The sequence below is a fragment of the Acinetobacter bouvetii genome, assembly GCF_902753875.1.
GTDB lineage: Bacteria > Pseudomonadota > Gammaproteobacteria > Pseudomonadales > Moraxellaceae > Acinetobacter > Acinetobacter bouvetii_A.
The window spans coordinates 25,376-49,370 of sequence record NZ_CADDTS010000004.1 but is presented as its reverse complement, the minus strand read 5'-3'; the positions used below and the strand labels follow the sequence as shown (position 1 = coordinate 49,370).

General features: G+C 41.7%; 22 protein-coding genes. 7 read left to right on the top strand and 15 right to left on the bottom strand.

Annotated features, from left to right (window positions below; translation table 11 throughout):
* Positions 1–2,703, bottom strand: a complete 2,703-nt coding sequence (gene aceE, locus FB6_RS00535; protein WP_174558130.1) for a pyruvate dehydrogenase (acetyl-transferring), homodimeric type — start codon at positions 2,701–2,703, stop codon at positions 1–3.
* A gap of 309 nt (positions 2,704–3,012) precedes the next feature.
* Positions 3,013–3,696 carry a M23 family metallopeptidase gene (locus FB6_RS00530; protein WP_174558129.1) on the bottom strand — a complete coding sequence of 228 codons (684 nt, stop codon included), beginning with the start codon at positions 3,694–3,696 and terminating at the stop codon, positions 3,013–3,015.
* 108 nt (positions 3,697–3,804) lie between these two features.
* On the opposite strand from FB6_RS00530, the gene FB6_RS00525 reads away from it, so the two are divergent.
* Positions 3,805–4,245, top strand: a complete 441-nt coding sequence (locus FB6_RS00525; RefSeq protein WP_174558128.1) for a DciA family protein — start codon at positions 3,805–3,807, stop codon at positions 4,243–4,245.
* A gap of 98 nt (positions 4,246–4,343) precedes the next feature.
* Here FB6_RS00525 and lpxC read toward each other — a convergent pair whose 3' ends face one another.
* From lpxC to gshB, 8 genes are all read right to left on the bottom strand, one after another.
* The gene (gene lpxC / locus FB6_RS00520; RefSeq protein ID WP_174558127.1) at positions 4,344–5,246 is read right to left on the bottom strand and encodes a UDP-3-O-acyl-N-acetylglucosamine deacetylase; all 903 of its coding nucleotides are present in this window, start codon (positions 5,244–5,246) and stop codon (positions 4,344–4,346) included.
* Between the two features lie 124 nt (positions 5,247–5,370).
* Positions 5,371–6,561, bottom strand: coding sequence for a cell division protein FtsZ (gene ftsZ, locus FB6_RS00515; RefSeq protein WP_174558126.1), 1,191 nt, complete (start codon positions 6,559–6,561; stop codon positions 5,371–5,373).
* A gap of 164 nt (positions 6,562–6,725) precedes the next feature.
* Positions 6,726–7,988, bottom strand: coding sequence for a cell division protein FtsA (gene ftsA, locus FB6_RS00510; protein WP_174558125.1), 1,263 nt, complete (start codon positions 7,986–7,988; stop codon positions 6,726–6,728).
* 71 nt (positions 7,989–8,059) lie between these two features.
* Positions 8,060–8,914, bottom strand: a complete 855-nt coding sequence (locus FB6_RS00505) for a cell division protein FtsQ/DivIB (RefSeq protein WP_174558124.1) — start codon at positions 8,912–8,914, stop codon at positions 8,060–8,062.
* Between the two features lie 3 nt (positions 8,915–8,917).
* On the bottom strand, positions 8,918–9,847 hold the full coding sequence (locus FB6_RS00500) for a D-alanine--D-alanine ligase (protein WP_174558123.1): 930 nt from the start codon (positions 9,845–9,847) through the stop codon (positions 8,918–8,920).
* Between the two features lie 56 nt (positions 9,848–9,903).
* Positions 9,904–11,352, bottom strand: coding sequence for a UDP-N-acetylmuramate--L-alanine ligase (gene murC, locus FB6_RS00495; RefSeq protein WP_174558122.1), 1,449 nt, complete (start codon positions 11,350–11,352; stop codon positions 9,904–9,906).
* Between the two features lie 13 nt (positions 11,353–11,365).
* On the bottom strand, positions 11,366–12,463 hold the full coding sequence (gene murG, locus FB6_RS00490) for an undecaprenyldiphospho-muramoylpentapeptide beta-N-acetylglucosaminyltransferase (RefSeq protein ID WP_174558121.1): 1,098 nt from the start codon (positions 12,461–12,463) through the stop codon (positions 11,366–11,368).
* A gap of 306 nt (positions 12,464–12,769) precedes the next feature.
* Positions 12,770–13,714 (bottom strand): glutathione synthase, encoded by a 945-nt coding sequence (gene gshB, locus FB6_RS00485; protein WP_174558120.1) that lies wholly within the window; start codon positions 13,712–13,714, stop codon positions 12,770–12,772.
* Between the two features lie 205 nt (positions 13,715–13,919).
* On the opposite strand from gshB, the gene FB6_RS00480 reads away from it, so the two are divergent.
* Positions 13,920–15,356, top strand: coding sequence for a hypothetical protein (locus FB6_RS00480; protein ID WP_254592171.1), 1,437 nt, complete (start codon positions 13,920–13,922; stop codon positions 15,354–15,356).
* Between the two features lie 103 nt (positions 15,357–15,459).
* Positions 15,460–15,654 carry a DUF3565 domain-containing protein gene (locus FB6_RS00475; protein ID WP_174558119.1) on the top strand — a complete coding sequence of 65 codons (195 nt, stop codon included), beginning with the start codon at positions 15,460–15,462 and terminating at the stop codon, positions 15,652–15,654.
* A 312-nt stretch (positions 15,655–15,966) separates the two neighbouring features.
* On the opposite strand, the gene FB6_RS00470 is transcribed toward FB6_RS00475, so the two are convergent.
* Both FB6_RS00470 and pyrE read right to left on the bottom strand, forming a co-directional pair.
* Complete coding sequence (locus FB6_RS00470) at positions 15,967–16,431, bottom strand: MarR family winged helix-turn-helix transcriptional regulator (RefSeq protein WP_174558118.1); 465 nt, start codon at positions 16,429–16,431, stop codon at positions 15,967–15,969.
* 846 nt (positions 16,432–17,277) lie between these two features.
* On the bottom strand, positions 17,278–17,928 hold the full coding sequence (gene pyrE, locus FB6_RS00465) for an orotate phosphoribosyltransferase (RefSeq protein ID WP_174558117.1): 651 nt from the start codon (positions 17,926–17,928) through the stop codon (positions 17,278–17,280).
* A 40-nt stretch (positions 17,929–17,968) separates the two neighbouring features.
* Between pyrE and FB6_RS00460 the strand changes: the two genes are divergently transcribed.
* The gene (locus tag FB6_RS00460; RefSeq protein WP_174558116.1) at positions 17,969–18,787 is read left to right on the top strand and encodes an exodeoxyribonuclease III; all 819 of its coding nucleotides are present in this window, start codon (positions 17,969–17,971) and stop codon (positions 18,785–18,787) included.
* Between the two features lie 464 nt (positions 18,788–19,251).
* Positions 19,252–19,599 carry a Spx/MgsR family RNA polymerase-binding regulatory protein gene (locus tag FB6_RS00455; protein WP_174558115.1) on the top strand — a complete coding sequence of 116 codons (348 nt, stop codon included), beginning with the start codon at positions 19,252–19,254 and terminating at the stop codon, positions 19,597–19,599.
* A gap of 91 nt (positions 19,600–19,690) precedes the next feature.
* On the opposite strand, the gene FB6_RS00450 is transcribed toward FB6_RS00455, so the two are convergent.
* Positions 19,691–20,128 (bottom strand): DUF2147 domain-containing protein, encoded by a 438-nt coding sequence (locus tag FB6_RS00450; protein WP_174558242.1) that lies wholly within the window; start codon positions 20,126–20,128, stop codon positions 19,691–19,693.
* 155 nt (positions 20,129–20,283) lie between these two features.
* On the opposite strand from FB6_RS00450, the gene FB6_RS00445 reads away from it, so the two are divergent.
* Positions 20,284–21,195 carry an alpha/beta hydrolase gene (locus FB6_RS00445; protein WP_174558114.1) on the top strand — a complete coding sequence of 304 codons (912 nt, stop codon included), beginning with the start codon at positions 20,284–20,286 and terminating at the stop codon, positions 21,193–21,195.
* Positions 21,196–21,275: 80 nt separating this feature from the next.
* On the opposite strand, the gene FB6_RS00440 is transcribed toward FB6_RS00445, so the two are convergent.
* Complete coding sequence (locus FB6_RS00440) at positions 21,276–21,842, bottom strand: FMN-dependent NADH-azoreductase (protein WP_174558113.1); 567 nt, start codon at positions 21,840–21,842, stop codon at positions 21,276–21,278.
* A 257-nt stretch (positions 21,843–22,099) separates the two neighbouring features.
* On the opposite strand from FB6_RS00440, the gene FB6_RS00435 reads away from it, so the two are divergent.
* Complete coding sequence (locus FB6_RS00435; protein ID WP_174558112.1) at positions 22,100–23,299, top strand: GGDEF domain-containing protein; 1,200 nt, start codon at positions 22,100–22,102, stop codon at positions 23,297–23,299.
* Between the two features lie 12 nt (positions 23,300–23,311).
* Here the strand turns inward: FB6_RS00435 and FB6_RS00430 are convergent, their stop codons facing one another.
* Positions 23,312–23,992 carry a glutathione S-transferase family protein gene (locus FB6_RS00430; protein ID WP_174558111.1) on the bottom strand — a complete coding sequence of 227 codons (681 nt, stop codon included), beginning with the start codon at positions 23,990–23,992 and terminating at the stop codon, positions 23,312–23,314.
* Positions 23,993–23,995: the final 3 nt, after the last annotated feature.

Below are 23,995 nucleotides of genomic sequence, written 5' to 3'. Positions count from 1 at the left end.
TTAGTTCTCCTCTTTGTAGTCAGCAACAGCATGAAGCTCAGGAGTTTCTTGCGGTGCCCAAGCCACAGGACGGTCAGTGTCTAACTCAAAGCTAGAAATCGCATCTTTTACCAAGCGCGCATCCACTTCGCCTTCATCTGCTAATTTTTTCAAAGTCGCCACAACAATATGCGCTGCATCTACACCGAAGTAGCTGCGTAAGTTGCCGCGAGTATCTGAACGGCCGTAGCCATCCGTACCCAATGCCACAAACGGACGGTTATCTGGAAGATAAGCGCGGATTTGTTCGCTGTAGGCACGCATATGGTCGGTTGCCGAAACCACAATACCGTCTTTTTCACGCAGCAACTGAGATACCCACGCTTCTTTGGCATCTTCAGCCAACGGATGTAAACGGTTGTACTCTTCACACGCCATACCATCACGTGCCAATTCGTTGAAGCTAGTCACGCTCCACACGTTTGAGTGAATTTGGTATTCGTCACGCAAGATTTTCGCCGCTTTAATCACTTCACGTAAAATCACGCCTGAACCGAGCAATTGAACTGTCGCTTTGTCATCTTCTTCGAGTAAGTACATACCACGTTTGATGCCTTCTTCAGCACCTTCTGGAATCGCAGGATGTTCGTAGTTCTCGTTCATGACCGTGAGGTAATAGAACACACGCTCTTGGTTCACGTACATACGTTTCAAACCGTCATGCACAATCACCGTCAATTCATAGCCGAAACATGGGTCATATGACACACAGTTTGGAATGGTGTTGGCTAAAATGTGCGAGTGACCATCTTGGTGCTGTAAACCTTCACCGTTCAATGTAGTACGGCCTGCCGTTGCACCCAATAGGAAACCTTGCGCCTGTGCATCACCTGCTGCCCATGCAATGTCGCCAATACGCTGGAAACCAAACATTGAGTAGTACATGTACATTGGAATCATTGGCAAGTTATTGGTTGAATAACTGGTACCTAACGCCGCCCAAGCACTCATTGCGCCGGCTTCGTTAATCCCTTCTTGCAGCATGTGACCATCTTTAGCTTCACGGTAATGCATCAACTGTTCTTGGTCTTCAGGGGTATATTTTTGACCATGCGCAGCATAGATACCCAACTGACGGAACATACCTTCCAAACCAAAAGTACGCGCTTCATCCGGAACGATTGGCACAACGCGGTCTTTAATAGCTTTTTCTTTCAACAAAGATGAAATCAAACGCACCATCAGCATGGTGGTAGATTGTTCTTTACCGCCGCTGCCTTTGAGTACCGCATCAAACACTGACAATTCAGGAATTGCTAGCTGTTCACTTTCTTTACGGCGAGCAGGTAGATAACCACCCAATGCCTCACGACGCGCCTTCATATATTTCAATTCAGGTGAGTTTTCGCTTGGACGGTAGAACGGCACTTCTTCCAATTGCTCATCGGTAAATGGCAAGTTGAAACGGTTACGTACATATTTTAAGGATTCAAGCTGCATTTTCTTGATTTGGTGGGTTTTGTTCACCGCCTCAATTTCTTCAGATAAGCCATAGCCTTTCACAGTTTTGGCAAGAATCACCGTCGGTTGACCTGTTGATTTCATTGCTTCTGCATAAGCAGCATAGACTTTGTACGGGTCGTGACCACCGCGGTTTAGATTATCAATATCTTCATCGCTTAGGTTTTTCACCAGCTCTTCAGCTTCTGGATATTTACCAAAGAAGTGTGCACGGGTGTAAGCACCGCCTTTTACTTGGTAACGTTGGTAGTCGCCGTCTACGGCTTCTTCCATAATCGCTTTTAAAGCACCGGTTTTGTCTTTATCCAGTAGCGGATCCCAATGACGGCCCCATACCACTTTAATCACACGCCAGCCTGCACCACGGAACAGTGATTCAAGTTCTTGAATGATTTTACCATTACCGCGTACCGGCCCATCCAGACGCTGCAAGTTACAGTTTACAACCCATACCAAGTTGTCTAACTTTTCACGACCCGCAAGCGCGATTGCACCTGTACTTTCCGGTTCGTCCATCTCGCCATCGCCGAGATAAGCCCAAACTTTACGGTCTTCTTCTTTGATCAGGCCACGGTTCATCAAGTACTTTTGAATGTGTGCTTGATAAATCGACATGATTGGGCCTAGACCCATCGACACCGTTGGGAACTGCCAATAATCCGGCATTAAATAAGGGTGTGGATACGATGGCAAACCTTTACCACCCACCTCACGACGGAAATTATTCAAATGTTCTTCAGTCAAACGACCTTCAAGGAATGAACGTGCATAAATACCCGGTGCACAGTGACCTTGATAATAGATCATGTCGCCGCCAAAGCTGTCGCTGTTGGCACGGAAGAAGTGGTTAAAACCCACATCATACAAAGTCGCTGAAGATGCAAAGCTGGCCAAGTGACCACCTAAGTCATCACCGGTTTTGTTGGCACGCAGTACCATCGCCAAAGCATTCCAGCGAATGAGGGCACGGATACGACGTTCCATATCCGAATCGCCTGGCATAGGCGGTTGTTCTTCAACTGAAATAGTATTTAAGTAAGGGGTATTTAGCCGCTGAATGGGAACATGCTTGGCAATGGCGCGCTGATAGAGTTTTTCCAACAAAAATGCAGCCCTGTCTGTACCCATGTGCTGTAAAACCGAGTCAAACGCGTCTTGCCATTCTTGGGTTTCCTGCGCGTCGGTATCACCATAAAACGCCATAATTCACCTATTCCTTGAGCCTATTTATATTCTCTATATGTACCATACTTTAGTAGACTTCAGTTATTGCTACAGCTGAATACGGAATAGCACTATTATTTAGATAATAAATAGTCATTGACCATTCTTTACGCAATTAAACAAAAAACCGCCAATAAAGGCGGTTTTTTATACAATAAGTATTCTTTTGAATGATATTCTTATATCTGTAAGCTATAACCCACTCAAGGTCTGTGCTGTAACTCAATCTTTAATTCAACAAAGTACAGACCAAGGCATAAAATACATATAGCGATGAATGGAATAGCCTTATGGCAACATAGCTAGATAAGTAGATGGATTTTTGCGCTGTCCATCTTTAACCACTTCATAATGTAAATGAGGACCAGTGCAGCGACCTGTACAACCAACATTGGCAATATGTTCACCTGCTTCTACCCGATCCCCAACACGAGCAACTAAACGAGAAGCATGTGCATAACGGGTCAAGTATCCATTGCCATGATTGATTTCTACATATTGACCATAGCCCGTGCCCCAACCAGACTTGGTGACGACTCCAGGACCTGTGGCATAAATAGGTGTACCACTCGCAGCAGACAAATCTAAACCTGAATGATTTTCAGCACGGCCACCCATAGTACGGCCACCATAATTTGAGCTAACGCGCTTCATATCAGGAAGCGGATGTGCGACCAACCAGGAGTAAGGATTGTTAGAATAACTTTTTGAGCTACTTGAACCGTATTTTTTAGCGAGCGATGCATTGTTTAATTCAACAGTTTTTTCACGCAAGTTAACACTCATTCGAGTTTCAGCAGGAATATCGATATCCTGTGATTCTGCATAAGAGCCTTGAGCTAAGGTACGAGTTAGCTGTTCAATACGATCTGTTGAACCATCGTTAGGATTTAATTCCACTAAGTCTGCAAAAGCTACAGACGCGGCAGATGCTGCCAATGAAAACGCTAATAAAATACGTCGCGTATGCATAAAAAACCTCTTTTAACTGTTCTTAGTCAATGTCCTTGCGTGATCTCTTCCTTGATATTCACTAAAAGAAGTGCGTAAGATTAAGACACAAATATGTAGGAACAATGTATGTCGGAACCAGTGAACGTCTTTCAACAAACAAGAAAACACTTAAAAACAGGAAACTTTACGTTTCTCTCTACACAAGTTGCTGCATGGCAGAAACTTACAAAACTCATTCAACCCATCTTGCCCCAACCAGAGCAATGGCAAGTTGTTTGTTATCAACATGGCATTTTGACGATTACAGGTGAAAATCAAGCCATGATTAGTCAACTTGCATATCTTCAAAAGCAATATATCACTCAATTGTCACAGCTTTCTGAATTTAAAGACCTACATAAACTGCAAGTGCGTTTAAGAATTCAAACTCAAGCTCCACTAAAATCTCAAGCTCTGTCCCGATCCCTTAGTACCGATACTCAAGACCTCATCCGTGGCGCTGCCGACTTTGTGAGCGACCCTAAGCTTAGCCAAGCTATGCTACGTTTGGCAAGCAATAAAAAGTAACCAATATTCTGATCCCTTTGAAATCAGTCAGAATAATATGTGACCTGCTTAACAGTCTATTTTGTTATATTATAACACTTGCATTAAAAGACAATGACTTATGTCACACTTACATAAGAAATTGGACATTGAGTTTCGTCATCAAATGTTACAATTTCATAGTTCTTTGGATCACTTTGAACATTGCGTAATAATTGATTATTTAAAGCATGGCCAGATTTATAAGCATCATATTTTGCAATAATCTGATGCCCGAGCAAGTATAAATCACCCACAGCATCTAAAATTTTGTGCCGAACAAACTCATCAGAAAAGCGTAAACCTTCTTCATTGACCACACCCGTGTCATCGACGCCAATCGCATTTTCCAGACTAGCACCTAAAGCCAGATTATTGGCTTTCAAATAGTCCAGATCTTTCATAAAGCCAAAAGTACGTGCTTCGCTGACTTCATAAACGAAAGTTTCGGTCGAAAAGTCGATGGTTGCAGACTGGTATTCTTTTTTAAATGCTGGATGATCAAAATCAATGGTGAAGTTCAGCTGAAAGCCTTCATGTGGATGAAACACCGCATGTTTATCATCAATCAGCGCTTCCACCGGTTTTAAAATTTTTATAAATTTCTTGGGTGCATCTTGCTCTTGCAATCCACCTTGCATCAGCAAGTAAATAAATGGACCTGCACTGCCGTCCATAATTGGCACTTCGGACGCAGAGACTTCAATGATGAGATTATCGATACCCAATCCAGCAATCGCACTCATGACATGTTCAATGGTACCCACTTTGGCATTTTCTTGAACCAGATTTGAACACATAAATGCTTCTTGAATCAGCATTGCATCCGCAACAATATCAACCGGTGGCTGCAGATCAATACGCCGAAACACAATTCCCCCATCGACATGGTGCGGCACAAAGTTAATTAATACTTTTTGCCCACTATGAAGACCAATACCGCTCGCTCTCACGACACGCTGTAGGGTGCGTTGTTTCAACATGTTTTTCTATCATCTGCTCATCAAACCGCTATACGTTAGCATATTTAGCCATTGATAAAAAACAAAAAGGTAGCCTGAAGGCTACCTTTTCTGTTGAATTTATGCAGTCTGCATAAATTTTTCTTTATTTACGTTGCTGATTTTTCAAGTAATCTTGAATACTCATAGGCGTTGGTCGTGCCGAGCCTACTGCTGGAGCAGGAGCCGTTCCAGCCTCACTTTGTTGACGTTGAATTGCTGGCACATCATCGTCTTCCACCACTGCCTGCGCTACATGATTAGAAGGACGCGTTGCTGACTGTACCGATGGACGTTTAACTGCATCGGCTGAATCCGCAGAGTTACGAGTTAAGCCTGTTGCAATCACAGTAACGCTAATTTCATCACGTGCATCTGGATCAAATACTGTGCCGTAGAACACCTGACCTTCATCCAAATCGACAATTTGATTCACAACATCGGTGATTTCTTCAATTTCACCGAAGGTCACATCATCGCCGCCAGTCACGTTAATTAAAATGCCTTTGGCATTCATAATGGTCACGTTGTCGAGCAATGGACTGCGAATCGCTTGTTCTGCAGCTTGACGTGCACGAGTTTCACCACGACCTGAACCGACACCCATCATGGCATAGCCACGGGTACTCATTGCAGTTTTCAAATCGGCAAAGTCAAGGTTGATATGACCTGGACGTACCACAAGATCAAAGATACTACGTACGGCATTTAACAACACATCATCTGCCTTTTTATAGGCATCTTTCATTGAAATGTCGCGGAATACCTTAAGCAAACGCTGGTTTGGAATAATAATTAAAGAATCGACATGGGCTTCTAAAGCTTCAATGCCTTTTTCAGCTGACTGTTGACGACGTTTACCTTCAAAGTTAAATGGAGTAGTGACCACACCCACAGTCAAAATACCCATTTCTTTGGCAATTTCAGCCACAACTGGCGCAGCACCTGTACCTGTACCACCACCCATACCGGCGGTGACAAACACCATGTCAGTGCCTTCAAGATGTTGGCGAATCAATTCACGGCTTTCTTCAGCTGCGGTTTGCCCCACTTGAGGATTTGCACCTGCGCCTAAGCCACGTGTGCTTTGTTCACCCAACTGGATTTTGAATTGGGCATTCATACGGTCTAAAGCTTGTTTATCCGTATTGGCACAAACAAATTTTACACCTTGAATATCTGACTCAAGCATATGTTGTACGGCATTACCACCAGCACCACCAACACCAAATACAGTGAAACGGGCTTGACCGTTGCTATCGTTTTGATCATCTTCTAAAAATTCAAATGAGGCCATGACCTTTGGATTTCCTAATTCGTAATTGGCAGTCACTTAAGCCCGTATACTGCCTTGATCTTAATAAACAAAAATTGTGTTTTAGGATGCTGTTCAACTACACGCTTGTCAAGTGCAAGCCGTTAGACGTACAACTTCCTAACAATATTCCCAAAAAATTCCACTTAAAATATCGATTTTAACTGATTGTTTAAAGCTGACCATGCTCGACCTACGCGTCCAAAAATGGATAATTTTTCAGAGTCTGTAGATTCTACAAGGCTATCTTGTGTGTCACTTTGACTAAACATTAGCAATCCAGCAGCTGTTGCATATTGAGAACGACGCAAAGCCGCCTGATTTTGTTCATCGGCATGCACCTGAACTGGGGGATTACCCAGATGGGCTGAAACACCCAACATATGACGCGCCAGATTAACCATACCTTCAATTTGACTGGCATCACCTGTTAATACTACACCATGATATAAGCCATGAATGGCACCGTTATGTTGTAATACTTGATGTACTTGGGTCAAAATTTCTTCATAACGGGCAATAATAATTTCTGCCAGTTCAATACGGCTAATGGTTTGTGGACCGTCAATACCCTGAAATTGAATCATATGGTCTGGTTTTACTACTTTCAGGTCAACACAACCATATAATAATTTCAGACGCTCAGCTTCTTCAGTTGTGGTTTGCAGTACAGCCGCAATATCACGAGTGACATGCTCACCACCGCGTTGCAAGGTATGGGTCAATGCCAGACGACCGTCCAGATACACCGCTATATTGGTTGTACCAGCACCAATATCCACCAAGCATACACCATATTCTTTTTCATCTTTAAGCAAACTGGCTTCAGAGGTTGCCAAGCAGGAAACCACCATTTTTTCGACGCCAATATTGGCCCCTTTCAATGCACGATCCAGATTCTGCATGGTACTGATGGGTAGCATCATGAGCTGATAATGCCCCATCATGCTATGTGCTGACATGCGAATCGGGTTTTGTACCCACTCTGCAGAATCATCCAGTTCAAAACCTAAAGGCACTGCACTGACCAAATAATGGTCCGAAGTCAAATGACTGGCTTTCGCCAATTCTAAAGCACGCACCACTTCGCTTGTTGTAATTGTATGGTCGCTATTTTCAATAGGTGTACGACCTGAGGCATAAAAGCTTTTTAATTCTGCACTTGGAATTGAAATCCAAGCGGAATGCACCCGGCATTCAGCCATATCTTCTGCTTCTTGTACGGCATTTTTAATTGCAGTGATGACCTTGTCTAGACTTACAATTTTCCCTTTATTCATGCCTCGGTTACGAGCGGTTGCCATACCAATCACTTGGATATTGTCTGGCGCATGTACCTTACCAATCAAAACTGAAACTTTGTGTGTCCCAATGTCAATCGCCACAACCGAGGGAACAGCTTCATTCATTATCTACTACTACCATTACGTTTTTGGTTAATTTATGGCCTTAAGCCTCTATTTTATATAAAGCCGCTCAATTATGGCTTTACCGTTATTCCATCTGCAATGCTTGTGTCATTAATCGTTACAACAAAGTGACCATTTACAATACTTGGAGGTGCTGAATTCTTCCATTGTATAGCCAATCCGTTTCTATAACGTAAGTCAACCGATGAAATTCTAGCCCAAACGGGTTTTAAATCACTTTGTGCCATATGACTCAAGCGTTGAAGTTTACTCATGGTCTGATCTTGGTCCACTATGACACGTAAACCAGAATCAAACTGCATAAACCAAGTCATACGTTCGGTTAAATATAATTCTTTTAAATGAACGTTGACTGGAAGGAATAATTGATTAATTTCATTGTAGCGACGCATCATCATTTTAGATTGAGATGCTGGACCATGCAGCAATGGCAATTTCTGATTATTTTGCGGAACAACTTCTGCAAAAATATCGCCACTATCGCTCAGCAATCGTCCGGTTCCCCAACGGGCAATCGCATGACGCGGCATGACTCGCACACGAATTGAATTGGGCCAGGCACGTGAAACCACCACGCGATCCACCCAAGACAACTCCAAAGCCTGATCCCGGATTTGTTCCAGATCAGAAGTAAAATAATTTTCAGTGACCTTAGGCGCCACATGTGCCATGACCTGACGATTTTCAGCATCAGAACGTGTACCCACCACATTCAGTTCAGCCACATGGGCATCAGTCATGACACGATATAAACCATACACCCCGACTGCCAATACCACCAGTGCAACAAGCATTAATAACCAGCCACCCAGATTCGCAAGCTTTTCCTTACGTGTAGGTGGCTTATCATGGATAGAGGTAATTGCTGCTCGTTTACGACGCATTGAAGCAGGGAGTTGAGCCATAGTTTAGTGTGCCGCACCAGTCAGAGTTTGTTCTAAAATTGCCACACATAAGTCATCAAAGCTATAGCCCACCGCTTTTGCAGCTTTGGGAACTAAAGAATGACTGGTCATGCCTGGAACGGTGTTCACTTCCAACAACCAGAAGTTGCCGTTTTCGTCCTGCATGGCATCAATACGTCCCCAACCACTTGCACCTACAGCCTGAAAAGCCCGTAAGCACAAGGCTTGTAAACGCTTTTCTTCATCTTCGGTCAGACCGCAAGGAATCCCATATTGCACGTCATTACGATTGTATTTGGCTTCATAGTCATAGAATGCCACATCTTTAGGTGGTTCTAGACGAATAACCGGCAAGGCCTGACCATTTAAAATCACAATGGTAAATTCACGACCAGTGATCCATTTTTCGGCCATCACTACAGCATCATGCTGGGTTGCTTTGGTCATCGCGTCAGCAAAGTCTTCCATTTTTTCAACTTTGCTCATGCCAATACTGGAGCCTTCATGTACCGGTTTGATAATGAATGGCAGACCAATAGTATCGACTACATCTTGCAAATCAGAATCTTTCGTCACAATGCGGTAAGGTGCTGTTGGCAATTCTGAACCTTGCCAAACCTGCTTGGTTTTAACCTTATCCATACCAATAGCTGAACCTTGCACACCAGTACCGGTATAAGGCAGATTCAACCATTCTAAAGTCCCTTGAATTTGACCATCTTCACCGCCGCGACCATGCAACACAATAAAAGCACGGTCGTAGTTAACCAGTTCCGTCACACTGCGTTCCTGAGGATCAAAAGCTTCGGCATTCACCCCGGAACGCACCAATGCCTCAAGCACAGCTTTACCACTATCTAGAGAAACCTCGCGCTCAGCCGATTTACCACCAAGCAATACGGCAACTTTGCCGAATTTTGAAGCATTTGCCACGTTTATATCCTTAAACTTTATAACTGAACGATCAAATTCAAAATCACATAAAGTGATTATTTTAAATACAATTTATTTTGTGCAAGCTCGATTGAGATAGCTCCCACATTACCTGCGCCCTGCGTTAATAACAAGTCATTCGCTTGTAACACTTTTTGCATCGCATTCTGCAAATTGCCATCAACCGGGTCAATCAGAATCGGCTCGACATCGCCACGCAAACGGATACTACGTGCCAAGCTGCGGCTATCTGCCCCGACAATCGGTTTTTCACCCGCAGGATACACTTCCAGCAATAACAATTGGTCAACTTGTGACAATACATCCACGAAGTCGTCAAAACAGTCACGGGTACGGCTGAAACGGTGTGGTTGGAACATCATCACCAGGCGACGGTCAGGATGGCTGGCACGCGCAGCTTTAATGGTGGCTTCCACTTCTTTAGGATGGTGACCATAATCGTCCACCAATTTCACATTGCCACCTTCAAGCTCAAATTCACCTTGCACCTGGAAGCGACGACCTACACCGCTAAAGCTTTCCAATGCACGAGCAATCGCTGCATCTGATACGCCTTCATCGGTTGCAATACCAATCGCAGCCAAAGCATTCAGAATGTTATGCAAACCTGGAAGGTTAATGGTTAAGCGTAACGGCTCACGGTCTTTACGCAATACGCTAAAGTGAGATTGCATACCGTCTTGAACAACATCTACCGCACGAATATCGTTGTCTTCATTAAAACCATAGGTCAGAAGCGGACGACCGATACGCGGCATGATCTCGCGAATGTTGGCATCATCACCACACACCACAGCCAGGCCGTAGAATGGCAGTTTTTGCAAGAACTGCACAAAAGTATCTTTTAAGACGTCAAAGCTACCGCCATAAGTGTCCATATGGTCAGCATCAATGTTGGTCACAATGGTTGCCATGGGCTGTAAATGCAGGAATGAGGCATCTGATTCATCCGCTTCAGCCACGATATAACGACTCGCACCCAATGCTGCATTGACACCGGTACGGTTCAGCAAACCACCAATGACATAGGTCGGATCCAGATTTTCTTCCGCCAACATACAAGTCACTAAACTGGTGGTTGTGGTCTTACCATGTGTACCTGCAACCGCAATGCCATGACGGTAACGCATTAACTCACCCAGCATTTCCGCACGGCGAACTACTGGAATACGGCTTTCAATGGCTGCCTTGATTTCTGGATTTTCACGATCAATGGCGGTAGAAACCACCAGTACATTGGCATCTTTAATATTGTCTGCTGCATGGCCGATATAGACTTTGATGCCATTTTCTTCAAGCTGTGCCGTGGTTTTTGAGGCTTTAATGTCTGAACCAGAAACCTGATAGCCTTGGTTCTTCAGCACTTCTGCGATACCGCACATCCCTGCGCCACCAATACCCACAAAATGAATGTGTTTGATACGGCGCATTTCAGGCACTTTAATTAACTTTTTCGCTTGATCAGCAGGAGTAGATGGAGACATATATTACTCTAATTTACAATTCTTGAATTAAACGAACCACGTGTTGGGTTGCATCTGTTTGAGCCTGTTGACGCGCCTTGACTGCCATTTCAGACAACAGCTGACGATTCATCAACGGTGCTAAAAGTTCTTTTAAACTGTCTGGGGTTAAAGTTGCTTGCGGGCAAATTTTTGCCGCACCGGAATTGGCTAGAAATTTGGCATTGGCCGTTTGATGGTCATCCACCGCACTTGGCAGCGGAACAAAAACCGCAGCCACGCCTGCTGTGGCAATTTCAGTCACGGTTAAAGCCCCTGCACGGCAGATAATTAAATCGGCATCGGCATAGGCTTGCGCCATATCTTCAATAAAGGGCTGCACTTCAACCTGCAACGATGCCGGTTTATCAGCATAACGTGCCTGAGTCGCCTCGGCATGGTTTTGACCACACTGATGATAGACATTCAATGGCACATTCAGCTGTTTTAAGGCTTCCGGAACCCGCTCATTCAGTGCTTGAGCGCCAAGTGAACCACCAACGATCAATATACGCAGTGGTAAACCTGCTTTTTCACGTTCTTGATAACGCCAAGCCGGGCTTAAAATTTCAGTAATCTCTTTACGTACCGGATTGCCTGTGGTCACAATTTTCGCACTTTCAGGGAAAGTCTTCGGAAATGCCTGACACACCGTTTTGGCAATGCGTGATAACTGCGTATTGGTAAATCCGGCAATGGCATTTTGCTCATGGATAATCACCGGAATACCCAAAGCACGAGCTGCCAAACCACCTGGGCCGGCCACATAACCGCCAAACCCGGCTACTGCATCCACTTTCAACTGTTTCATATAGCGCATCGCGCTTAGGGTTGCTTTTAAAATTTTAAAAGGGGCCAGTAACTTACGCACCGCACCGTTACCACGTACACCCTGAATATCAATTTGATAAATTGGAATATTGTGATTTTTTAATAATCGGTTTTCCATGCCTGCAGGTGTTGCAAGCCAGGACACCTGTATTCCTTGTTGCTGTAACTGTTTAGCAACAGCCAATGCTGGGAAAACATGTCCACCCGTACCTGCGGCCATCATCATGACATGTTTAGGCTGTTTTTGCTGAGCTTCGGTCACGGTTTAATTCTTCAATTCAAATAGGGATAATGAAAGATCTTTATAAGCGGTCAATTGTAATCACAAACGTAAAGTCGTGAAAGTTTATTTACTTTTTTTCACCAAGTGCTTCATTGTTTTTTTCTTCCGATTTTAAAGTTTAAACTAGTTTTATTATTAATCGGCCAAAAATATATTTTTTTATACATTTTTTATGCAATTTAGCACCCTATTCCTGAATAGGCAGCGAGTTTTATATGGACTGAGCAAAATGTCTAAAAAAAAGAGCCCGTTTAACCCGGGCCCTCTATTTTTATTAAACCATCATTAAGCTTTTAAACCGGCTTCTAAAACATCAAATAAATCATCAGCAATCGATGTTCCAAACTGACTATCAATTTCACGGATACAGGTTGGACTGGTGACATTAATTTCAGTCACATAATTACCAATTACATCCAGCCCCACAAAAACCAGACCCTTTTCTCTGAGATACGGCCCCACTTTAGCCGCAATTATTTTGTCATTTTCAGACAATGGACGTGCCTGCCCCAAACCGCCAGCAGCCAGATTGCCACGAACTTCACCATTTTGAGGAATCCGTGCCAGACAATAAGGCACCGGTTCGCCATTGATCATTAAAATACGTTTATCCCCTTCCACAATTTCTGGAATATAACGCTGTGCCATAATTGGCTGTGTACCGTTATTGGTCAGAATTTCAATCGTCGAGCCAATATTGATGCCATCTTGATACAAACGGAAAATCCCCATACCACCCATGCCATCTAATGGTTTTACAATCACATCGACCTGTTCTTTAATGAAGTCACGAATCAGGCTTTCTTGTGAAGTGACCAAGGTTGGCACCTGCAATTCCGGAAACTGGGTAGCAAATAGCTTTTCGTTGCAGTCACGCAGGCTTTGCGGTTTATTGATAATCCATGCACCTTCTCGTTCTGCCTGTTCCAAAATATAAGTGGTATAGACAAAATTCATGTCGAAAGGTGGGTCTTTACGCATTAAAACTACGTCATAAGCCGCAATAGATTCTTTCTTCTTTTCGCCCAGTTCATAGTAATGGTTATAGTCCTCAAACACTTGAAGCGGCGCAATCAGACCAAATGCTTTACCCTGTTCAATATATAAATCTTGCTGTAATGCATAACCCAATTCATGTCCACGGCGCGCTGCTGCCCACAGCATGGCCATTGAGGAATCTTTTTTCAGATTAACAGTTTCGATGGGATCCATCACAACAAGTACGCGCATATCGATCTGCTCATGTATGTTTAAATTGAGAAAAGTATAGCGGAGATTACCCTAGATGTTTTCTGATTTTTCTACATGCTTATAACTAAAACTCAAGATCACAATATGATTTATTAACCCTTTAAATTTATATTAAAATTATTTTTATTTTCAGTATTTTACATTATATTAAACCTCGATTAAACAAAAATAAATCGAATTCAACATGAATAAAACAAAGTATTCTTTTCAATCGGGAATTTTGGTTGGGGTGATCAGCAGCTTATCTGTCGTGGGTTTGGCCTATGCCGGACAATATTTTTATCAAACATACCAGCAACAGCAAATCCTCCACCATATCGAAGCCCAAAAACAACAGTTCCTGGAGCAAGTGAATCAGCAGTATTTAAATCAAAGTCAAGATGGCGCACAGCAACTGCTGACCCTATTACGACAATCTTCACAAATCCAACGGGCAATTGTAGCCAATCTAAAAATAGATGATGGCGTGAGTTTACAATTTGACCGCCTGTTATTTACAGCAGAAATTCAAGCACATAAAGGCATTCCAGCTGCACTCGCTCAACATAAGATTTTCTATCAGCCCCAATTTCAAATTGGGCAACCGATAAAGACATGGCAATGTTTTTCAACATTGAATGATGAACTTCGTCCTAAAGACTGTTTATATCGGCAGGAAGCACCAGAAAATTCTGATCTATTACGACAAGCCCTAATGTCTGCGGTATCTGCAGCGCGACAGCAATACCAAGGTTCAACTCATACCCCTCCTATTGAAACGCAATGCAGTAAATTCAAGGCCAAACTCCCGCAAGATTTTGATGTCTTTGCCACAGGTGCCTACTCTGGTCGTGATTCACGCTATCAAATTGATGACAGTGGACACCAAGCCAACGAAATGGATATTTACGTGCAACACAATCGCCCGACCGTATTAATTTTAGGGGCATACGAACCTACAATTTGGAACATAAAATGGGAAGCCAACACCCATATCGTAGGCGTTGTTGCAACGGGTTATCATGCTCAGCGCGTATTGGGCTTGCCTAATTCAGTACCAGTTCTGGAAACCACTTCTGAAAATTCGCAATGTGGCTATAGTTACGTATCTAATGAAAATGCCGCGGCATTAAACCAACTGTCACAAAAGATTATGCAAAAAGATATTAAATCCGTAATTTTGGCGCAAAATGGACGCGCCCAGATTGGTAATATTGGTTTAATCAGCGCCTTAAAGTCATCAAATGACAAGACTATCAATGACATTATTGATAAAAATGCCCCTTTGGCAGGTCAAGCGGGAATTAATGATGCTGTGGCGAAAGGCTTGCTACGTCCAGCCAATAAGACCGATATTCAAGCATGGAAAGCCAGCTACAATAGAGCCAACAATATTCATACACCACCCGTGATTGGCGGTTCTGAGTCTTCGGGTACAGGCATGGAATATGTTCATTTCGGTAGTGCTTATGTGGTATTAAAAGAGATGACCATTCCTGCTGGATTATATGGTGCCCACTCGGTCACCTTTTTTGTTCCGCAAGGCGTACCACGCCCGAAAGGTAATCCTGGGCATTCGACTATTTATGACATGGGTTCCGGCGGTTGCTATGGTTCAAGTCCTGACTGTTCCCGATCTTAAAAGCCTGAGGAATGATTTAAGGGGACTAAAAGCCCCTTTTGAATTGCTTTAAACGTTGAATCGTTTTAATTTGAATTTATCATCGTTATTTCGGAGCATAACCATGCAACAAGCAATTATTGGCTTTGATCTGGATGATGAAAATCATTGGTTTGCCATTTTAGCCTGTGGCCACACCCAGCATGTCCGACATAACCCACCATGGCAAAACCGTTCTTGGGTGATGACTGAACAAGGACGACTGGAGAAGCTAGGTATTTTGCTGGAATGTAAAAAGTGTGAACAACGAATAGACTAGCGAGAGCTTAGGCACAAAATATTAATTTCAGATTCCAATTTCATCACTATATGTGCTGCATGCCTAAACAAGAAAATGAATACTTACTTAGCTTAAAATATCTATTAAAAATTTAGTTTAGCCATTATTTGTCTATTTTAAAAAATCCAAATAAAAAGCCCAATTATGAGCAATGGGCTTTTTATCAATACTACATATAGCCTGATGAATATCTGATTATTATTACTTTGGTATGCTTTTTTATCATTTTAAATTTTAGCTACAGATATCTCACGTACTGCATGCGGCACCACAATAGTCAAAAAACCTAGCTTAATGAGCCAGTTTTTTGAAAATATGTTTGAGATTTTCTAACATTTTTTCAATTTGAAGGGGAGTTAAACCCTCAAAAGATTGTTCCAAAACAACGTGACTCAGATCATTAATCTTATGAATCATCTGTTGTCCCTTATCTGTTAATAAAACCCGGGTAATTCGAGCATCATCTTCGCAACTATAAGTATGAACCAAGCCTTCATCTTTTAGGCGATAAACAATTTTTGTCGTTGTAGACATTTTAGAAATCAGCATTTCAGAAAGATCGGAAACACTTGCTCTATTTTTTGCTTTTAAAGCCAATAAAATGCGACGACGAGAATTATCTAATCCATATTTTTTTAATGCATGATCTACATTCTGTACATACTGAGCATGAACTTGAGTGATCCAAAAATATGGAGAATTTTCTAAATTAAAATCTGCTGTGGCAGACAAAAATCTATTGTACTTTTTTGCCATGGCTAAGCCCCTTTACATTTATTGTTGTTATTGAAATTATTTTCAATAAATAAAGTTCTTTTATAACAGTTACATCTCTCGCATAACTTGTATTGCTAATTTCGAGATCAGATCTTTTCTTTAAGTTGACGGCCTCGTTCAATTCATCACATGGATTTGCTTAAAGTGAGCAGGTCAACGTTAAATATAGACTCCTGTTTCTCTGTTCTATGCTGAAACAAATTAAATCACTTTAATGGTTAAATGATCTATCACAAAAAATACCAATTTATTAGCCAGAACAAACAAACACGTGACACAATTAACATTAATTTGATTCAAAAATATTTTAAGCATGCATCATTTTCTTAAAATGATCATAAGTTTATATGAAAAAAATGAATATTTATCAAGATTAAAATAGCAATTAAGTTGTTGTTTATTTTTAAATTTACAAAAATACAATACTATACAAGTATAAAATTATATCGATCAATCATAGTTGAAAAATCACATATACACATTTTGTCACATCATACATTTTATATACTTGACTTTAATAATCAGAAATCCAACTCGCACTATTTTTTAGTGATTCTAAAATGAAAGTCTATTGATGACATGGGAATCAGACCTAAGCAATAGTGACTTAGGAAGCCTGCAAAAGATTCTATTCCGTGCAACTTCACAATAATAAGCATTTAATAATTTTCATTATAAAAAATATTAAATATCAATGTATTGAAATTAATATTTGGTAGCCATTATTGTCTATCCATATTTTTAGCTCATTATCATGTTCTTTAATCATAAAAAAAAGGAAGCGATGGGCTTCCCTTCTTCACTTACTCAGATTCAGCTGAACCATCAGATGCCGTATTTCACACGATAGGCTTCCATTTTCGCCAAAGCCTCTTTTTCACCTTTAGCATCCAGAAAGTTCATTAAATCTTTCATAGTAATTAAGGCATGCACTGGAATTTCTAATTCTTTTTGCACTTCCTGAATAGCAGAAAGTTCACCTTGACCTTTTTCCTGACGATCAAGTGCCACCAATACGCCGGCAATTTGCGCACCGGCATTTTTTAAAATGGTGACCACTTCACGAATCGCAGTCCCTGCAGTAATCACATCATCAATAATCCAGACTTTTTTACCTGCAACAGAAGCACCTACCAGTACACCACCTTCACCGTGATCTTTGGCCTCTTTACGGTTAAAACCCCAAGGCACACTTACGCCATGATTTTGTGACAATGCTACAGCTGTTGCAGCAACAAATGGGATACCTTTATATGCAGGTCCAAAAATCACTTCCACGTTGTCACATGCCGTTAATTTGTCTGCATAGCCTGAAGCCAATAAGGTTAAGGCTTCCCCATCATTCAATAAACCGGCATTAAAAAAATAAGGACTCACACGACCCGATTTTAAAGTAAACTCACCAAATTTAAGCACACCACGTGATAATGCAAGTTCGATAAAAGCTTGAGGGTTAAATTGAGCTGGCGACGTCATGAGGTGCTCCAAAATTCATAAATAGAGGTAAGACTTGCGCATGATACCAAAGAGTAGCTATCCAAGTGATCAAAAAATTCTAAGAGTAGTCTCAATTAACGTGAATGGCTTACGTTCTTCAGTGACCAAAGGCTTACTGGAATGGATGGCACAGTCAGATGCTGATGTCATTTGTATGCAAGAAAGCCGGATCACGCATGCGCAGTGGACTGAAAAATTCAGACCTGAAGGCTGGCACACTCACCTGTTCCCGGCAGAACGTGCAGGTTATGCGGGTACTGCGATTTATAGCCGTTTGCCCTTTGTTTCAGTAAAAGATGGCTTGGGTTTTGAATTGGCAGACTCTCAAGGCCGTTTTATTACGGCTGAATTTGATCTCGGTTTAGACAAGCCAGTGCATATCTGTTCACTGTATTTACCGTCAGGTTCTTCGGGTGAGGAAGCCCAAGCGCGTAAAGATCACTTTTTGGATCAATATCAGGAAATTTTAAAGCAGTGGCGTGATGAAGATAAATCCATCATTGTCTGCGGTGATTACAACATTGTGCACAAGCGTATTGATATCAAAAACTGGTCAGGTAACCAAAAATCTTCCGGTTGCTTACCGCATGAACGTGCCTGGCTGGATCATATTTATGATGATTTGGGTTATGTCGATACTTTCCGTGAAGTACGCAAAGAAGCTGAATTGTATTCATGGTGGTCTAATCGCGGTCAGGCACGTGCCAAGAACGTGGGTTGGCGGATTGATTACCAAGCCTGTTCTCCCGACTGGAAAGCCCGTACCATCAATGCCTGGGTTTATAAAGACAGCTGGTTTAGTGACCATGCGCCAGTCATTATTGATTATAAAATCTGATTCAATGCACCTATTTGAGTGAACAATAGTTCACTCAATACCATCCAAATTCGTACAACACTTGACGCGTTTGTGTATTTTTATACATCTGTTTTCAGCGCATTATAGTCACACGGCAAAGGGATAAGTCAGGATGACTCAAAAGGACAGGACGCCGTAGGATGAAACAGAATAGACAGCTTAAGCCGTTTATTTTGCAAGGATGTGACAATGGACGTTGAAATGAGACCCGCATGATCAGGACGATTAAATGCGGGTTTTCTCTTTTTTATTCATCCATTTTTATCATTATAAAATGATCATCAAAACGATGCTTTCCTTTATAAGGCTATATTGGCAAATCCAAATGTCAATTTCATGACATCACACTATATTTTTTAAGCTTGAATACTTTCATTTCTTTCTAGAGCTTCTAGCAGATTTTCGTTACGCTATCAGATAATAGAAAATGGAAAGACCCTCTTATGCTTAAAATTTATGGCATCAAAAACTGCAACTCGATGAAAAAAGCCTTTGACCTGTTAACTGAATTAGGTCTGGCCTATGAATTTCATGATTATAAAAAACAAGGCATTGATACTGAGACCGTGAAAATCTGGCTGGATGCCAAAGGTCAGGATGTGATTTTAAATAAAAAAGCTACCACCTGGCGCAAACTCACTGATGCGGAACAACAAACAGCTTTAGCCAGTAAAGAAAATCTCATTCAAGCACTGACTCAACACAGCAGTTTAATTAAGCGTCCTGTGCTGGCAACAGATACGGGGTATATTGTCGGTTTTGATGAAGATGCTTATCGGGCATTAAAATAAGTCTGCTAGATAACTTCCTCTAATTGATAGTGCCTTGAATAAAAAAAGCCTGACAAAGTCAGGCTTTTTTTATTCAAATTGTTCAGCAAAATTAGTTCGCGCGAATCCAAGTTTGGTTACGACCTAAAACTGATACACCAATAAAGCCACGTAGCTCTAATTTTTTACCGCCTTCAATAAGCTGGCCTTTTAATTTGTAAGTTTTGCCTGAAGAAGGATCAAGAATAGTACCTTCTTCATAGTTTGTACCGCCTACATTTTTAAGTCCATGTACAATCTTTAGACCTTTCAAAGATTTGTTGTGATATGGACCTTCACATTTGGTACAAGCGTTTTCTTCACCTGGTGTTAAAGTCTTTTGAATACTCGCAGATAACGTACCATTTTTTTGCTCAGTAAATTTTACTATTGCTTTTGGTTGTTTTGTTTTGTCATCAATAGTTTTCCAAACAGTACCATTTAATGGATCTGCGGCGTTAGCCAAAACTGTAAATCCGAGCAATCCTAATGCAAGCGCAATTTTTTTCATTTTTTTTTCATTCCCTAGTCTAGTGTTGACGGCTTTAGTATAAAAAGTCACAACAATTATGCAATTTTTGAATGTGACCATTTAGTGTACCCTTGTAACTTGTATTGGTAAATATGCAAAATAAGGCTCAAAACAAATAACAACATAGGAACAACATGAAGATAGATCCTGTTTGGAAACAATTAGTAACTGAAAGCTTTTTAAAAACGGCTATTCGAACGCCCAGTCAATTTAATTTACCTCCAAGTTCAATCCGTTTTGCACTTGAACAAATGTGTCGCCTATTTCCCCAGAATAAAGAGGTAAGTCTTCGTCCTCTACGTCTCGCAGGTTTACGTGCAGAAGAAATTAAACCAAATAATGAAGCCACTCAACTGATTTTATATATTCATGGTGGCGCATTCTTTTTAGGGTCTTTAAATACCCATCGGGCCTTCTTATCCGATATCGTGGCGCGCACCCAAATGCAGTTAATCCACATAGATTACCCACTAGCGCCTGAACAGCCTTTTCCTGAAGCACTCGATGCACTTTTCGATGTCTATAATATTTTGCTCGACCAAGGCATACAGGCCAAAGATATTATTTTGGCTGGCGACTCTTGCGGTGCCAATTTAGCGGTCGCGCTGGCATTGAAAATTCGAGACCAAGAGCTTCCCCAAGCCAGTGGACTGATGTTGTTATCACCATTTTTAGATTTAACCTTGACCAGTGAATCTTTACGTTATAACCGCAAGCATGATGCCCTGTTATCAATTGAAACACTAGAAACCGGTATTGATTATTACGTTCCAAAATCAATGGACAAAGCTGATCCAGCTATTTCACCGTTGTTTGCAGATTTAACCGGTTTACCACCAACTCTGATTCAAGTCGGTTCAAAAGAAATTTTATTAGATGATGCCCAGCGTTTTAAAGCAAAAGCAGAACAGTCCAACGTAAAGGTTAGTTTTAAACTGTACACTGGCATGTGGCATGACTTTCAGCTCTTCACTGCATGGTTTGATGAAGCAAAGCGCGCTTTAGCAGATCTGGCCGAATTTGCTCATGAACTTGACCAAGATTAATTAGAAAATCAAAGCATAAAAAAGGTCAGCCGAAGCTGACCAAAGAGGAATTGTGAACTTAATGCTGTAAAAACTCAAAATTACAGGGCTTGAACCTGAGATAAAGCGCTTTCAATGGCTTTTGCTTTTAATTCTGGACCCATATTCACACCTTCAGCACGAATAATTTCCACATCATTCACACCTGTAAAATTAAATACGGTTTTCAAAAAGCCTTCCTGAAAATCAGCCGGGCTATTTTCGCCATAGACACCACCACGACTGCTGGCGATATAGGCTTTTTTCTCACCTGCTAACCCGACTGGGCCATTTTCAGTGTATTTAAAGGTTTTTCCTGCCACACTGATACGATCAATCCAGGCTTTTAAGGTAGATGGTAAGCCAAAGTTATACATTGCCGCACCGACCACGACTACATCTGCATCCAAATACTGCTGAATAATTTTTTCACCCAAAGCAGCCTGTTCAGCATCTTGCCCCATCATGATTTCAGCAGTTAAATGAGGAATAGGCTGTTTAGCCAAATCCAGATATTCTACTGTTGCATCTGCATGCTTGGTTTGTAATTGAGAAACAATGGCCTGGCTCAATTGGCGTGAAACTGAAGCATCACCTAAAATACTTGAGTCGATATGTAAAACTTTCATGGCTAAACCTGCATCTGTATTTATTCAATGCAGTCAGTTTAATCAATCAATAAAAATAGAATAATATCTATAACAACAACATTACGTTCTATTTTTAAAACAATGAGAATACGAATTTAGCGTAATTTTCACTCAAAAATGCACAAAATATAAGCATTACTATTCACAAAAAACGTGCTATGTTGTGAATTAATCAAAATAAATTAATTGTTTCACACTCATTTATCATTATAAGACTTAGGGATCAAATCTATCGAATGAAGCCAAATTTTTCGCCCAATATCAGCTCTTCGTTCAAGAAAAAAATTAAAAAATATCTCATCGAAGATGAGGTCGTCATGAACTGGAGCGTCTTAAATAAATGCATTTTGATGCTGATTTTAGGCAGTTTGGTGCACGTCATTTGGATTGTGTGGAAAGTATTTGTACTTATAACGCCTGATCTGTGGCAATGGATCAATTTACCTTTACTCAAATTCCAGCTTGGGTTGAACATTCTCATCCTGATAACTTTTATTGCCCTGATTTACCCATGTTCAGTTTTGCGTAAAAAGGTCTGGGTACAAAATTGCTTACCCTTTTTAGCAGTTGGAATTTTGGTGATATCCCTATGTCGGGACGGCTATGTTGTTGGAGTACTGAGTCCTGCCACTATGATCTCTTACATCAGTCTGGTCACTGTGGGTTTAGTGCTGTTTAACCGTAAAATCGTGTATTGCGCACTGATTCCTGCCACCGTGTTTTTAATTGCATGTGGATATTTGAGTTTACAAGGTTATATCCGCTACGCCCCGATCTTTCACCTAAGCAGCCTGCCCTATCAGAATAAGTTTTGGGTACTCACAATGATGTACTTCATTCTCCCGATTATGATTACCTGTTTAATTTTATTTGAAATTTTACTGAGCCAATGGCGACATAGAGAAAAACTCATTCAGCAGCTCAGCCGGATTGACCCACTGACCAATGCGCTGAACCGGCGCAGTATTAATGATTGCTTAGAAAAACTGGAACGCAAACCCACAAAATCTTATGCGTTGGTATTGATTGATCTGGATCATTTTAAGCGGGTTAATGATCAATTCGGACATGATAAAGGCGATGAAACCCTGATCAAGGTCAGTGAAGTCCTTTCCCAGATTATCCGGGATAGCGATGTGGTCGGACGCTTTGGCGGGGAAGAATTTATTCTGATTTTGAACCAGTCTTCTTTAGAGCAGGCGCAGATTATTGCTGAACGTTGTCGACAGGCTATTGAGCAAATCAATTTAAATAGTGATTCAGGAGAAGTCATCTCCATCACCGCCAGTTTCGGGATCGCCCTTTCCAATCATATGCTTAAACCGCAGCAACTGATTAGCCAAGCAGACAAGGCTCTTTATGAAGCCAAAGCCTGTGGTCGTAATCAGGTCAAATGTTATCAGCCAGAGTTTTTAACTGAAGCCAAGCTGTGTTAACCATCCAAGTGATTAATGCTGCTTTTGTTGATAGGACTCTAAATAATTGACCCAGCCATCTTCTTTCAAGGCGTCCGCTATCCATAATTGCATGGCCGGATGCTGCAGCATGGTCTGCATATATTGGAGAGTAGATTCACTGACAGGTAATCCATAAGTCATAAAGCGGGTCACTACAGGCGCGTAGAATGCATCGGCAATGGAAAATGCCCCACATAAAAAACCATCCGCGTGCGGACGCTGCGCCCAGATCTGTTCTATACGGGCAACATCTTGACGCAGTTCTGGATTGTCCTGCCATAAGCGTTGACCAACCTCAGCCAGATTGGCGCGGATATTCATGCCACAGAGATTACGCAACTGGGAAAAGCCGCTATGCATTTCCGCAGCAATACAGCGCGCACGTGCTCGCTGTTTCACATCTTGTGGCCATAACGCCAGATCAGGATGTTGTTCAGCCAAATATTCACAAATGGCCAAGGAATCCCAAAGCATCAACTCCTTATCCAGCAATACCGGAACTTTACCGTTCGGATTAATGGCCAGCACGTCCTGCTTAAACGTACCGGTATTTCGCTCGACCGGAAAAGCGATTATGTTTTCCTGAAAAGGCAGATGGAAAGCCTGCAACACCAGCCATGGACGCATGGACCAGCTGGAATAATTTTTATTGGCAATATATAGCTGATACATCAA